Genomic DNA, 15455 nt, shown 5'->3' on the forward strand with positions numbered 1-15455 from the left:
AGAGTCTAAAATATTGCACTTTTAGTGGAGAACTTTAGACCGCCTTCGTGACGTCAGTTATTTTTATGGATTAGCCGCAGGCAATGAAAATTTAGCAGGCCGACCTCGTTCATCGCCTTGCGAAACTGGTCTTGTACGCTTCGTATTTGGTATTGGCCTCATCATCGCTGTTTCTGGATCACGTACGTCTCATCCAGCGGACGACTTTCATAAACTTTCGGGTACCGTCTCTTTTTCTTGGCCGGCACGTCCTGTAGGTCCTCGATGACGGAAAACGCTTTTCGCCCAGCGGTATATTTCTGCCGTTTTTTAACTTTGAGTTTTCTTCTGTGATGCGTAAGAAAGGCACATCATCCTAGAGAACCATATCCCAGGTCAAGCTGACAACCTCATTCAGGTGCATGCCGGTATAGTAGATCAGGCAGATGACCGTGGTCTCTTAGCCTGTTGATCTCATCTTTGGTAAATGCCCCGGCGGTTGTGTTGGGTTTCACCTCAAACAGTAGCCCGTGACCTTTAAACGGGTTATTGTTGGTCAGGTCATACCGATAGGCCCAGGAGAAGACGGCCTTGATGGCACGCATATTGATGTTAATTGTGGTTTTACGGATATTTGTTATGCTGGCACAGTTTATACCGCTCCAGGCGTTTTTACTGGTTTATTAACCGATCTTTGTAGATCCGCAGGAAATGGTTTAACTCTTTTTGTAGTTGGCGAAGATAGCTGGCTTGCAGTTGGCCTTGACATAGGGGGATGGGGTAATAGTCACCTTTTAGGAAATGTTTCAGGCGGGGATTTTTAGACTGTCCCGGTAGGATTCCTGGCTTCTCAAAGTACTTTTCGATGATTTTCTGCCGGCTTTCTTTTTAGCCGCCTTTAGCCCGTAGGTGATGCCCGGTGGAAGCTCATGGACACTTGTGGACTTTTGCGGATCCCTTCGAACAGTTACGAACACTTGCGGAAGCATACAGTATTCACGAGGAGAGATCATTAACTCAAACACCGGTGCAATGAAATAGAACGTGGGTATAGGGGTGGGGCTGGATAAAAACAGCTTTTAGGTATCGGGACGGTCCCTTTTCCTTCACGACTTATTTCTTCTTGTGTATCCCTTTTCGAAGCCCATATCCCAGGGTTACATGCTTTGTTCCGTCTGGGAATTCAAGAGTACCTCGTTTAAGGATCCGGTGGCTGACAATCGGCATGGAGTTTAGAAATATTCAACCAGCCATTTCTTCCAGTTCAGTAATAAGGGTAAAACTCCTTTTTTTACGCATAAAAAATCTCTCCACCGGTACTTTCCCATCTCATTATAGCCCGAATCTTCGCAGATAAATTACACAATCATTTCCAGAGTAAAAGACTCTTATTGCTACTCGATTTTTAGGTAAATATATAATATCCTACAGCTTAGGCTTAGAAAATATATAGCTTGGATGAAAGCTATCACACGGGGTGATATAAATCGTTCGATTTTTGGGGTTGTATTCTATAGTCCATTTCACACACGGTTTGTTGAGTCACGTTAACCAGTAATTATGCGTCAAAGGCTGAAGTAAGGCAGTCTTTACATGCTGGGCTGGTAGCACACATTGAATTATCAGCTAAATCCCAGCTCCAGTGAAAGCTTTTTTGAAGTTGGTTTCCTCGCAAGTGGCTTTTTCGCTATAAAAATAAGGGCTCTACAGGTACGCAAGTTTACACTCGTTAATAAACATGAGGCTACAAACAATAAAGGTACAATCTATCTACAGGTGGGTACAGTTTGTTTTTGCCAGTATCCTTTTTCACTTTCTCGCCATCACCCTGGTGAGTGCCCAACCTGAAACAACTGATGAGTGGGTCAGTTTTTACAGCAATGACGGACTTTTAATCTATGGTGAGGCAGTACCCGCCGGAGCAGTAGTACAGGTTTACGATCCTGACGGGGTGCTCTGTGGTCAATATACCACCGAGAAAGCGGGTAGTTATGGACTGATGCAGGTTTATGCGGACGACCCGGGTACCGATATCGACGAAGGTGCTAAACCCGGCGATCCATTGACGTTCAAGGTTAGCGGACTTCATGCAACGCCACAAGGTCAGGGGAGTGCAACGTGGACCTCCAATGGCGACCAAATTGAGTTGGATCTTGAAATAGGAGGGGCAGTAATAGTTTCAGATCCGTTGTTTATAGAGTTTGGAGACGTTGAATTAGATGTAACGACCAATCAGACTGTGGCTCTGACGAATGTTGGATCTGAAGTTGTAGAAATTGATTCTTTAACGACAGCCTTCCGGTTTGATTCCTTCATTGAAGTTTACCTGACTGATAACAAGCTGGATCCCGGAGAAACTACGCAACTCCAGGTAAATTTCACCCCGGATTTCGGCAAGGGCGGGATCAAAGGAGCTATTCTGATTTATGCTGGTGCTCTCAATGGTTCCTATTATCCAGTACCATTCCGCGCCAATGTTTTAACAGATGTAGTCCCCACCGACCAATGGGTTAGTTTTTACAGCGAAGGCAATACTACATTTGGCGGAATGCCGGTGCAGCCCGGCGATGTGGTGGATGCATACGATCCTGACGGAGTGCATGTGGGGAGCTCGCTCGTAGAGTCGCCCGGACAGTATATGATGAATGTATATCGTGACGATGGCACCACCAGCCAGGATGAAGGAGCTGAACCTGGTGACCCATTGGCATTTCAGATAAACGGGGTACCAGCAACGCCGAAGAACATGGACAGACCGACCTGGACTACGGATGGGGACACTCAGATGCTGGACCTGGAGACAAATTCTAACCAGGAGCCGGAAGTCATAAGCCCGATAACCGACTTCCAGTTTGACGTCATTGAACCGCCCAAAACCTTTGATCTCACTGCTCATTTTACCGACGGGGACGCTGATCCACTGACCTTTTCGGCAAATGCTGAAATTCCCTCAGTTGCCCTCCCCGCCATTAAAGAGAATATACTGTCAATAGATGGGCTAGCGGCAGGCTCAACTACCATCATCGTTCAGGCCCAGGATGACAAGGGAGGATCGGAGTATCATTCATTTTACGTCACCGTCACTGATCAACCCCCTGCAACGCCACAAAATGTTATGGCATTTACTGGGCCGGAGGGAGTTAATGTGGAATGGACCGCCAATGATGAACCTGACCTCGAAGGCTATAAGCTGTACCGATCAACACAAAGGGAATTTTCGCTTAATGACCAATCGCTTGTTACCGATACACTCACTCAGTCGCCGTTTGTTGATACCGGGGTTAACAGTGAGCAGACCTACTACTATCGTTTTTCCGCTTACGATACAGCGGGTAATGAGAGCGAGCCAACACAGGAATATGGTATCTACGTCGATAATTCTCCGCCTTCTGTACCAAATAATCTGAACGTAGTATCGACCGATACCGGCGTTTTTTTGCAATGGGACAAGGTCACAACAGGTGATTTTGACAGCTACCGAATTTATCGAGGCCAAAAAGATGTACCCGTTCAATCATCTGATTTTTTGAAGGCAGAGGCGGTACAGGATACATTTTATATCGATGCACCTGGGGAAATAGAGTCCAGTTTTTATTATGCTGTTTCATCGGTGGATACTGTGGGAAATGAGAGTAGTCTTTCCGGTACCCAAAAGATTTATTATGACAAGTCACCACCGCCTGTGCCGGCAATCACCCAATTAACCTGGGATCCTGAGGGACTTCAGGTCACTTGGTCTGCTGTTGAGGATAGCGATCTCCACAGCTATTCGCTCTATCGTGCGGCTGGATCATTGACGGAGGAGGTACCATTTGAACTGGTTGAAGACTCCATATCGGCGACAACCTTTTTAGATCAGACGGTTGCGAATGGCGAGAGTTACTGGTATCGCATTGCATCAACAGACACGCTGGGAAATGAAAGCTTTGGGTCAGACCCGGTTGGAAAGAGATATATCAACGAATGGTCTGGAATGCTTAAACCCGGCTGGAAGCTTGTAAGTTTGCCCGTTACGACCGAGGACCAATCTGTGCAAACACTTTATCCGGGTGCCGACCCACGAACGCTGTACCGTTATGATGGGAGCTATCAAACAGATACCACATTGACTGCCGGGATTGGTTATTGGCTCCGAGTTGATACTGAGAGCAATGTGAGACTGCAGGGAAAACCTGTTGAGAGCCTGACAATTCCACTTCGAGAGGGGTGGAACCTGATTGGGGCCCCGATTGATAGCTTATTTGAACTTGGGGCCATCAAAGATCCTGACAACCTTATTGTTAAGGGCACAATTCAGCATTATGATGGCGCGTATCAGCCAGTACAAGAGCTTGCGCCGGGTAGAGGTTATTTTGTTAAGGCATCAGCAAAAGGAAAAATATCGCTCGGAGCAGGTGTTGGATTTGAAAAGCCGGTAGACTCGAGGAAGTCCATTACCGCAGTGGAGGCCGCCCGGGACTTCGATCAGTTGACATTTGAAACAGAGGGGACAAGTCAACATCTGCTGATTGGCGGCGATTTGGAGGAGGGATGGAGTCCCGAAAATTTTGCAATGCCCCCGGTGCCGCCCCGTCCCAAACTGGATGTACGTTTTGACGGCGATTTTCGTCTTTCTGAACAGGATAGTGTGATACTCCACCTGGATGCATCGCAGTTCCCCGTTTCAGTGGAAATATCTGTGGCTCAGACCTCCTCCGATTACCAAATGAAGTTGTTCAGGCAGGACCAAAAAACAAGATTTATGAAGCTTTCGCGGGGCCAGAAAGCGTATATTGAAAATCCTGTCGATTACATTTCTATTTCTCCGGTTACAGGGCTAGAACAGCAGTCACTTCCCAGGCAGGTGGAGCTGAAGCCAAGCTATCCTAATCCATTCAATCCATCCACAACTATTCGTTACGCCATACCTAGACCGTTGCAGGTAACCCTTGAGGTGTATGACCTATTGGGCCAAAAAGTAGCAACACTGGTGGACAAACAGCAGTCGGCAGGAAGTTATAAAATTCCATTTGATGCTTCTGACCTGTCCAGTGGACTCTATTTCGTTCAGATTCGGGCAGGAGCATTCCAGGAAGTCCAAAAAATCACACTGATCAAATAAATATTTACACGGTATTCACCCTATGCGAGCGTTCGTTATATACACAATTTTGGCATTTGTTATGACCCAGTGCCCCCTCGAGGAGCACCGGTTTTCGTCGTCTGTTAATCCGCCGGGATCAGGTACCGTAAATGTTGACTCGGCTTATTATCGAGATATGGCAACGATTGAGATTGAAGCGAACCCCAATGATGGATGGGAGTTTGCCGGCTGGTCGGGCGATACCACTGCCCAGGAGAACTCCTTGGTATTTACCATGACGAGAGACCTGGCCATCACTGCCAATTTTCAACGACCACAGAATGCGGCTTCAGCATTTTTAGATACACTGCATGTTTCTGACGGGGTCAATCAATTCGAACTATACTTGGGTATGCACCAAGAAGCTACAACAGGCTATGATAACCTGGATTGGGAAGCTCCGCCGGCCGCTCCTTCGGGTTCATTCTATGCTCATTTTGAAATCCCGGACTATAATTTGAAAGGAGATATGCGTCCGGTAACTAATGATCCGGTAATTTGGAAACTGGCTTTTGCCCCGGAAGAAGGAGAGAGTCCCATAATGTTGACCTGGGATTTTAGCGATAGCCAGCATACAGGCAGTCTAATCTTGGTAGACGACCCTGAAAGCCCTACTTTTGAGCTGGATATGAAGCAGGAGACTAGTTACCAGGTCAGCAGTTCTGTAAATACGCTCTATATTATTAGTAGTGCATTTACCGATTAGAACATGAACTGTGGAGACAGTAGCTTCCTTGAATCGTGCCTATCACTTGCGCGGGAATTAATTCCCGCGTTATGGATAAGGCAAAACTGCGTTTGCCAATTAAACGGTTTCAGACCTGATTAATTAGATTTTCAACGGTAAACATGTTAACAGACTCTTAGTAAGAAGACTTTGAAAAACCATCCTATTTGAAGTTGTCATCGTGTCCGCCAGCTGGTGGATTGAGTCGTGGCGATCCCCTTTTGTTGTCTCAGGCAGTATTGTGAGTGGGAGATTGCCGCACTCCATTCATTCCGTTCACAATGATACCATAGTATTGTAATGCCCTCTAGTAATTGATTGTATCAACTCCTTTTCTAACAGATATCTAATTTAGAACTAAAAGGCCATGCTTTTGGGCATGGCTTTGTTATTTTGGAGAAAACTTAACCCTACAGAAGATTCCTTATGAAGAAGTTAGTTTTTGCAATACTCCTCAGCTTATTCATTTTACCAGAAACAGTGTTCGGACAAGCCCAGGAAACCAAGTTGGTAGTCCGTGCTAAGGCCCAGGATGCCAAGTTTATTGGAAGTTCTATGGGCGGTGCTTTTGTTGTCGTTAAAAATACTGAGACCGGCGAAATATTGGCAAAGGGAAAAACAATAGGCTCAACGGGCGATACTCAACAGATTATGAATACCCCCAAAACACGCGACCTGCAACTGAGCACGCCGGGAGCTGCCAAGTTTGAAACCACATTACAGCTTGACGAACCTACTTTTGTTACGATTGAAGTAACAGCGCCATATGCACAGGCGCAATCCCATGTGACCAGTTCTACACAACTATGGATGATTCCGGGCAAAGATATTACCGGAGATGGTGTTTTACTTGAAATCCCCGGTTTTGCCGTAGATGTATTGAGTCCACAAGCCCACGAAGTCACTTCCCTAAAGAAGATAAGTATCGAGGCGAATTTGGTGATGATGTGCGGCTGTCCCACCTCACCCGGTGGAATGTGGAACAGCGATGAGTATGAAATCCGGGCATTGATAGCAAAGGAAGGCCACCAGGTAGCTTCAGTTCCACTGACGTTTGCAGGCAAAACAAGTACATTTGAGGGGGATTTTACCCCGAAAGAGAGTGGTGCGTACCAAATTACAGTTTATGCCTATCACCCGGAGACCGGTAATACAGGTGTAGACAAAACAACGGTTATATTCAGTGGAGAGTAGAACAGTTTAACAGTGTGTCAGAGATCAGAATATCAAAATATGGGCGAACTACTTCCTAGTCACATTAACACTGAAATACTGATAAACTGGGTCAGCGGAAGCTATTCATAGCCGTTGGGGTTGTTCGACTGCCAGCGCCAGGCGTCCTTGCACATATCTGAAATATCGCGTTCAGCAGTCCACCCCAGTTCTTTTTCGGTTTTGGAGGGGTCGGCATAGCACTCTGCAATGTCACCGGGCCGTCGGTCAGCAATGCGGTAGGGGATATCTTTGCCGGAAGCTTCCTCAAAGGCTTTCACCATTTCCAGCACGCTGTACCCGCGTCCGGTGCCCAGATTGTAGGTCACTAATCCTGGTTCGGTATCAAGTTTTTCTAGGGCCCTGAGGTGCCCGATCGACAGGTCCACAACATGGATATAATCTCGTACGCCGGTACCGTCATGGGTGGGATAGTCGTCTCCAAACACATTCAGTTTTTCCAGCTTCCCAACCGCCACCTGGCTGATATAGGGCATCAGGTTGTTGGGGATATCGTTCGGATCTTCCCCGATTTTGCCACTTTTATGTGCCCCAACCGGGTTAAAATAGCGCAGGAGAGCAATATTCCAGTCCTCATTTGCCACGCTCAAATCACCCAGAATTTCTTCAATAAACAGCTTGGTTCTGCCATAGGGATTTGTGGCTGTGAGCGGGAAATCCTCTGTAATGGGCACTTCGTGGGGATCCCCATACACAGTGGCTGATGAGCTGAACACGATGTTGGTCACCCGATGTTTTTCCATTACCTCGCATAGGTAGAGCGTACCGGTAATGTTGTTGTGATAATATTTCAGGGGTATTTTAACTGATTCACCAACCGCCTTGTATCCCGCAAAATGGATGACAGCATCCACGTCATGTTCAGAGAAAATTTGGTCCAGGCTCTCTTTGTCCAGCAGGTCAACTTCATAGAACGTAAGCTCCTTGCCGGTGATATCCTCAACACGGTCGAGGGCCTCTTTTTTGCTGTTAGACAGGTTATCAACCACGATGACTTCATAGTCTTCATTCAATAGCTCAACAGTGGTATGACTGCCGATGTATCCTGCGCCACCTGTTACCAAAATGGTGTTCATGAGATAAAACCTTTAAAATGAAAATTTTTCAGAAGAGATTATTTATTTGAGCAGAGCTCCTTGCAATGGTGGCTAAATTTAATATTCATTGGGTATGAATCAAATTTGATTTGCCGGTGGGTATCAAAATCTACATCGGCCGGGCAAAGGTGATGTTACTGCTCCAGCCGGTCCAGGTAGTCCCGGTTGCCGAGCAGGTGCATATAGCGTAAAACCCAGTTTCGGCGTTTAATCATGTAGGGAGAAGGGTTGTGCAGGTTATACCGTTTGGGGCTGGGCAGGGCTGTAATAAGAAGCGCACTTTGCAGCATGCTCAACTTGCTGGCGGGAATACCGAAATACGTACTAGCGGCGGCTTCAACTCCAAACACCCCGGCACCGAATTCTGCAATATTGAGATATATCTCCAGAATTCTCCTTTTTGACCAGCACAATTCAATAAGAACAGTAAAGTAGGCCTCAATACCTTTGCGGATAAAAGAACGACCGGGCCACAGGAACATATTTTTTGCAACCTGCTGGGTGATGGTGCTGGCACCGCGCAGATTATCACCTCGCTGGCTCTCTTCCAATGCCTTTTCAATAGCCTCAAAATCGAACCCGTTGTGTTCAGGAAAGCGTTGATCTTCGGACGTGATGGCAGCCACTTTTACATAATCGGATATCTGGTCCCATCCAACCCACTGGTATTTGATTTCAAGAGATTCTCCGTTGTCGTTTTGCAACTCATACTTTTGTTGGATCATATAAGATGAAGTAGGAGGGTTAATCCATCGAAAAGAAAGAACCAGCAGAAAAGAGATAAAAACCAGGAGAATAGTAGTTCCAAAAAACCACTTCAGGAGCCTGAGAAAAATGTTCTTCTTTCTGGGTTCAGAAGATTCAGGGGTGTTGTACACCGGCTAAATATTTTGGTTGGTCTGTTATGTTCAGCTTTCCTTCATTGAAAGCGTGCTTAGAATCCCTTGAAAACAATCCTTTAAATTAGGGATTTTTTTGAATCTTCCTTAATTCCTTAATTATCTGGTCACAAATATGTTGGATTTTTTGTGCAGAAGCTTCCAGCTCTTCCTGTGTTTCATTTTCCCAGAGTAGCGTTTTGGCATGTTCATATTCCTCAATGATTTCATCTATATTGAGCATCTTCACCACCGGTTTAATTTTGTGACCCGCCTTCCTGAAGTTGGTTTCATCTCTTTCCAGTAAATATTTGTTGTAATTTACCTTGAACTCGGAAAAAGAATCTTCGGTGGCTTCAGCGAATTCCTTGATATAAGGTTTTTCGTTATAGACAAGATTAGCGATGATGTCTCGGTCGATATATTTATTTGAATTACTCAATTTCTCAGCAATGTTTAAAAAATATTAAAATGAATTCTCCGCGGAACGTTTAAATCGTTGATAATATTGAATTAATGAATTCTCAAGGAAATAGTATGTAAATTATTCTTATGAATTTACGTGATAATACAACAATATTTGTCAAAGTATTATTAACGGTAATTCTAATCATATTTTTCTTGGTTCCAGACTTAGAAGCTCAATATTTTGGGCGTAATAAAGTACAATATGAGGATTTTAACTTCCAAATATTAGAGACTTCTCATTTTGATATTTACCATTATCCGCAAGAGGAGCAGGCCGTTAAGGATCTCGGACGCCTGTCTGAGCGATGGTACCAACGCCATTCCAATATATTGGAGCACAGTTTCAGCTCTGTAAATCCGCTTATTATCTATGCGAATCATGCCGATTTCCAGCAGAACGATATTGTACCGAATGTTGGAGTCGGAACAGGAGGAGTAACTGAAGGCCTTCGGAATCGGGTTATCATGCCTTTTGCCGAGGCCAACCAAAGCACAAATCATGTGCTGGGCCATGAGCTCGTGCACGCATTTCAATACGATATTGCCAGAAACAGTGATAAAATAAGCGGGATCAGGGCTACCAGCCAAATGCCGCTCTGGTTTATTGAGGGGATGGCTGAATACCTTTCGGTGGGACCGGAAGATACACACACCGGCATGTGGCTGCGGGATGCGGTTCGGCGCGACACACTGCCCACGATCAAGCAGCTGGCCAACAGCCGGCAGTATTTTCCCTATCGGTATGGCCATTCCGTTTGGACCTATATAACTGGTAAATGGGGCGACGAGGTTGTGAAACCGTTGTATGTCAACAGCGTGCAGCGTGGACTGAAAAAAGGGCTCAAGAATACCCTGGAGATTTCTCAGGACTCGCTCTCTACGCTTTGGCAAAATTCGGTGCGAAAGAAATATTCCGAGACCGTAGAAAAGTTTGATGATCCTTCAGAAGTCGGGGAAAAGATACTCGGCAAATCAAAAGGTACGGGGACCATTAATTCAGGACCCTCACTGAGTCCCAACGGGGAATATGTGGCATTTATCTCGGAAAAGAACCTGTTCTCAGTTGAGCTGTTCCTGGCTGATGCACAGACCGGGGAGATCATCCGAAGCCTCACGAGTACAGTCTCTGATCCCCACCTCAAGGCACTTAGATTTATCGAATCGGCCGGTACATGGTCGCCGGATGGGGAAAGGTTTGCTGCTGTAGTATTTTCCAAAGGTGACAACCAGCTGATCATCATCGATGTGACCTCCGGGAAAACGGTACGCAAGATTAAGTTTGATGAAGTAGATGCAATGACAAATCCCGCATGGTCACCGGATGGAAATAAGCTCGCTTTTTCCGGCTCTGATGGTGGATATACCGATCTTTATGTCTATAATTTCCAGAATGACTCATTGCGTAATTTGACGAATGATCGATACTCTGATCTGCAGCCAACCTGGGCACCCGACGGGTCATCGTTGGCATTTGTCACAGATCGAGGAGAGGAAACCAACTTTGAAAAGCTGACTTTCAGCAAAACGCTGATTGGACTTTATGACTTGGAAACAGGAGAGATGGGCACCATTCCTGCATTTCCCGATTCCAAACATATTAACCCCAAATTCGGCCCGGACGGAGAATCACTCTATTACATTTCCGATTACCGGGGGATCAGCAACCTGTTTCGGTACGATTTTCAAACCCGAAATCGATACCAGGTTACCAATGTGAATACGGGAATTTCCGGCATTAGTGCACTGTCACCAGCACTCACAGTGGCGCGAAATTCGGGTGAAGTGATGGTGTCGGTCTTTGAGAACTCGAACTACAGCGTGTACAAAATTCCTGAAGACGAGACGACCGGAACCCAGGTGTTGACCAGCAATCAATTGGCTGATGCCAATGATCTGCCACCGGTAGGCCTGGAAGGTAATGAAGTGGTCACTTCCTATTTCCGGGAGCCCTACATAGAGGTTCCAACATCAGATGAATTTTCACAGCGGGATTATGTCCCCAAACTTACCCTCGATTATGTTGGCGGCGGTGGCGGTATCGGCGTCTCCAACCAGCTGGGGGTTGGGGCAGCCGGTGGTGTCACACTCCAGTTCAGCGATATGCTGAATCAGCACCGCTTGATAACCAGCCTCCGGATGCAGGGGCGCATTAAGGATATCGGTGGGCAAGTGGCCTATCTTAACCAGGATAACCGTTTTATTTATGGAGCTTCACTGAGCCACATGCCGTATCGGACTACGGCAGCTGGTGTTAGCAGGGACACCCTGAATATCGATGGCCAACAGGTGGAACTGCCGGTCGTTGAACGGTTAAACCGCCGCGTATTCCAGGACCGAATTTCCCTGCTCGGGATGTATCCATTCTCTACGACCCAGCGTCTGGAGTTTTCTACCGGCTGGACGCACATTTGGTACGATCTCGAATTGCGTCGCACATTTTATAATCAGTTTGGACAACCCGTCGACCGGCAGACCGAGAACCTGGAGACTCCGTCTCCACTGAACCTCTATTCCGCCTCTGCAGCATATGTTGAGGATAACTCCATCAGCGCGTTTACTGGTCCTATCCGTGGACATCGTTTGCGTTTTGAGATGGAACCAACCACGGGTTCATTAACATATCTCAATGCCTTGGCGGAATATCGCCGGTATTTTTACCTCCGGCCGTTCACTTTTGCCATACGAGCAATGCACACCGGTCGATACCTGGAAGATTCGGAAGACCAACGCCTATCACCCAACTTTCTGGGTTATAAAACCCTGGTAAGAGGGTACAGCAGCAACTCCTTTACTGCCTCAGAGTGTAGCCAATCCCCGGGACAGGGCTGCTCCGTGTTTAACCGTTTGATAGGTAGTCGCATGGCGTTGGCAAACGTCGAGTTCCGGATACCAGTGCTGGGAGCGGAAGAGCTGGCACTGTTTCGTTCCAGGACCATTCCAACCACGCTGTCTCCCTTCTTTGATGCCGGTTACGCATGGACCAAAGACGAACCATTCAGTTTTAAAGACCTGAAATGGACCTCGGGAGATACCAGTGAACGCGTTCCGGTTTTCAGTACAGGGATAAGTGCCAGGGTAAATGTGCTTGGCTACCTGGTTGCCGAAGTGTTCTATGCCATACCATTTCAGCGACCCGAACAACCGGGATACGTTGGGTTCTCCATCTCTCCCGGATGGTAGGGTAAGCAACAGAAAAACATCAATATTTTCAGTGAGCAAGGTCGTTCAAACCTTGCTCACTATCTTTTACGGCCTGTTAATCTAACTGTGTGCATTATGCCGGAGGCCATTATTCCGTAAGTCAAGGCGCCTGGAGAGAGGATAAATTCAGAAGCCTCTGGCAGTTTCATAAAGTCCAGAAAATCCTTGCAGATTGCATTCCACCGGTTAAAGCTTCTTTAGGATGCTATTAATTATTTTTGGCAGTGAGTAAAAGTGCTACACCTTGCTCACTGTCTTTTAATTTGCAGATTCAGAAACCTTGTGCGGAGTTGGTCGACCGTCTTTATCCAGGTTTACAAAGACGATAGTATCTATTTTAATGATTGTCTCTTTACTGAACTTATTGCGGACTTCACAGCGAACGGTGATTGAGGAGGTGCCAAATTTTACTGTCTCCATACCGATTTCAATGACATCACCCACTTTGGCAGAACTCACAAAGTTGATTTCTGACATATATTTGGTGACGACATTTCCTTTATCTAGCTGACATGTTACATAGATAGCTGCTTCTTCATCAATCCATGCCAGGAGTGAGCCCCCGAAAAGGGTGCCGGTTGCGTTCAAATCTTGTGGTTTAATAAGTTTGCGACTGTAGAACTTCATAATAAGTGATTATTTCAGCTTAGATCAAAAAGAAGGCTTAAGATAGGAATTCTGTGCTTTATATCTACAACTTTAACACTTTTTTGGAGCAGCTAACTCACACGAATAACTAGTGTTGTTATTCGTTCATTGGTACAGTGGTTAATTAAAGTAGTCAGCTTCATGAGCTTTCCCAATAACAAATAACCGATAACCACTAACAAAATTGTTGGCACAGATATATTCAATCTATCGTAATAATGACGATACTTTCTTAGTGGTACTACCTAGTTATATTAATTTGTATTATCATCTCAGTTCTATAATTTCTTCTCTGAAAAATACGGGTTAGGCGGGGTAATTTTGTGATAGTTGAATAAAAGAACTGTTTATGAATAATTTGGGCAGAACGAACCAGCGCTCCAGACGGCTTAATATTGATCGAAATATGATCGGGATTCTCTCGGTCTTTGCTTTCCTCGGAATCTGTATCGTGATTACTATCATCCTGGCAACCAGTACATTGTCTGCACTTCGGGGGTTTGCTACCCTCCAAACACAATGGACCGAGGCACGGAAAGAGGCCACATTTCAGCTTGTCAATTTTGTGAAGACAGGAGACGTTGTTTACCTGGCAAACTTTGACAGTACAAGATCTTTTGTGGATAAATTCACTGAAATAAGAGTTGAGCTACAGAAGGACAACACCAACAATGCCGCGGTATTGGAGTTGATGCAACAAGCACGTGTTCCTCCCAACGACAGGCGGACAATGATAAGAACATTTGAGCTTTTTCAATCATTTTCAGATTTCGAAGAAGCGATTCATCAATGGAGCTATGCTGATCAGCTTTTTAATGATCTGAAAAAGATAGCCCGGGAAGCAGATGTTGCAATTTCGCAACAAACGCTGACCCCCGACCGGGAAAAGCAGTTGGTAAATGAAATCAGGCAACTTGATCAGCAATTAACAAGCTCCCAATATCGTCTTTCAGGTGCGTTGGGGAACGGAACTCATTTTTTAAATTCAACAATTATCTGGATCGCTACAACACTGGGTATTATTCTTTTTTTAACCGGGGTAGTCCTTTCCATGCGTTTCCTCAAAAGTATAAAAAGCTGGCATCGGGATCTTGTTGTTAGCGAACAAAAGTATCGCTCTCTGTTTGAACAAAATCCAAATGCCGTTTTTTCCCTGGACAAGGAGGGACAACTGGTCGACAATAACAAAGCTTTTAAAAGCTTATTCAGTTCTTCAAAAGGCCCAAAAGAGGGGGATAAGCCGGATCGGGCTTGGTTGGGACAGGAGCTGAAAGAGCTGCGTGATACTCTTCAGAAAGTATTGGAGGGCGATCCCCAAAAACTCGAGACTGTAGTTACTAAAACGGGCAATGGTGAGTTGCATCTCGATGTGACGATGCTGCCCATTTATGTCGAAGGAAAAATCGACGGGGCATACAGTATTGTTCAAAATATCACTGAACGCAAAAGGGCAGAACTCCAAATAAAAGATCAGCTCGAGGAAAAGAGCTACCTGCTCACGGAAGTTCATGATCGCGTGAAGAACAACCTGGCTCTCATTCAGAGTCTGCTGCAACTGCAAAAAGAGGGGCTGGAAAAGCATGAGGAATCCTCCCTGTTGGACAATACCATTTCACGCATCCATTCCATAGCAATGGTTCACGAGCTTATGTACCATACCGAAACTTTCTCAAAAGTACATCTCGATGAATATATCGCCAAGCTGTGCCAGTCAATTAGGGACAAAGTACCCCGGGATTCAAAACGTTATACGCTGGATCTCGACCTCGATCCAATTACTCTGAATATAAACAAGGCGATACCGGTTGGATTGTTGTTAAACGAGCTGCTGATGAATGCGTTTCAATACGCCTTTGAAGGAAAAGAAGAGGGGACCGTTTGGGTAAGTTTAACACAGTGCAGCGAGGATGCCGAAGTGGCGTTGACGGTTGCGGATAACGGTATCGGCCTCTCCCAAAACTATAATTTGGAAGAATCCGACACCATGGGTTTTACGCTGATCAAAGCCCTGTTAGAGCAAATTAATTCCAGTTACCCTATTGAGAATAGCAATGGGACCACATTTCGCCTGAAATTTCCCCAGTGATTTCCGTAGGGAATTC

Annotated in this window: 10 protein-coding genes; 5 read left to right on the forward strand and 5 right to left on the reverse strand. The window is 45.8% G+C overall.

Going from position 1 to position 15455, the window contains the following annotated elements:
• Positions 1-389 precede the first annotated feature (389 nt).
• Positions 390-584, reverse strand: coding sequence for a hypothetical protein (locus tag NC796_RS08075; RefSeq protein ID WP_310683765.1), 195 nt, complete (start codon positions 582-584; stop codon positions 390-392).
• Positions 585-1717: 1133 nt separating this feature from the next.
• Here NC796_RS08075 and NC796_RS08080 point away from each other — a divergent pair.
• The 3 genes from NC796_RS08080 (at position 1718) to NC796_RS08090 (ending at position 7022) form a co-directional block, all read left to right on the forward strand.
• Positions 1718-5080 carry a T9SS type A sorting domain-containing protein gene (locus NC796_RS08080; RefSeq protein ID WP_310683767.1) on the forward strand — a complete coding sequence of 1121 codons (3363 nt, stop codon included), beginning with the start codon at positions 1718-1720 and terminating at the stop codon, positions 5078-5080.
• Between the two features lie 61 nt (positions 5081-5141).
• On the forward strand, positions 5142-5807 hold the full coding sequence (locus NC796_RS08085) for an InlB B-repeat-containing protein (RefSeq protein ID WP_310683769.1): 666 nt from the start codon (positions 5142-5144) through the stop codon (positions 5805-5807).
• A 447-nt stretch (positions 5808-6254) separates the two neighbouring features.
• Complete coding sequence (locus NC796_RS08090; protein WP_310683771.1) at positions 6255-7022, forward strand: hypothetical protein; 768 nt, start codon at positions 6255-6257, stop codon at positions 7020-7022.
• Positions 7023-7123: 101 nt separating this feature from the next.
• Here NC796_RS08090 and galE read toward each other — a convergent pair whose 3' ends face one another.
• The 3 genes from galE to NC796_RS08105 all read right to left on the reverse strand — a co-directional run bounded on the left by galE (position 7124) and on the right by NC796_RS08105 (position 9478).
• Positions 7124-8137, reverse strand: coding sequence for a UDP-glucose 4-epimerase GalE (galE, locus tag NC796_RS08095; RefSeq protein ID WP_310683773.1), 1014 nt, complete (start codon positions 8135-8137; stop codon positions 7124-7126).
• A 155-nt stretch (positions 8138-8292) separates the two neighbouring features.
• On the reverse strand, positions 8293-9036 hold the full coding sequence (gene mtgA / locus NC796_RS08100; RefSeq protein WP_310683776.1) for a monofunctional biosynthetic peptidoglycan transglycosylase: 744 nt from the start codon (positions 9034-9036) through the stop codon (positions 8293-8295).
• Positions 9037-9121: 85 nt separating this feature from the next.
• A complete protein-coding gene (locus NC796_RS08105) occupies positions 9122-9478 on the reverse strand; it encodes a taurine dioxygenase (protein ID WP_310683778.1) in 357 nt (118 codons plus the stop codon).
• Positions 9479-9588: 110 nt separating this feature from the next.
• On the opposite strand from NC796_RS08105, the gene NC796_RS08110 reads away from it, so the two are divergent.
• On the forward strand, positions 9589-12684 hold the full coding sequence (locus NC796_RS08110; RefSeq protein WP_310683780.1) for a hypothetical protein: 3096 nt from the start codon (positions 9589-9591) through the stop codon (positions 12682-12684).
• A gap of 279 nt (positions 12685-12963) precedes the next feature.
• Here NC796_RS08110 and NC796_RS08115 read toward each other — a convergent pair whose 3' ends face one another.
• The gene (locus NC796_RS08115; protein ID WP_310683781.1) at positions 12964-13332 is read right to left on the reverse strand and encodes a hotdog domain-containing protein; all 369 of its coding nucleotides are present in this window, start codon (positions 13330-13332) and stop codon (positions 12964-12966) included.
• A 370-nt stretch (positions 13333-13702) separates the two neighbouring features.
• Here NC796_RS08115 and NC796_RS08120 point away from each other — a divergent pair, with 370 nt between their 5' ends.
• Positions 13703-15439 (forward strand): histidine kinase dimerization/phosphoacceptor domain -containing protein, encoded by a 1737-nt coding sequence (locus NC796_RS08120; RefSeq protein WP_310683782.1) that lies wholly within the window; start codon positions 13703-13705, stop codon positions 15437-15439.
• The last annotated feature ends 16 nt before the right edge of the window (positions 15440-15455 follow it).

Source organism: Aliifodinibius sp. S!AR15-10, assembly GCF_031569985.1.
Lineage (GTDB): Bacteria > Bacteroidota > Rhodothermia > Balneolales > Balneolaceae > JAMQKA01.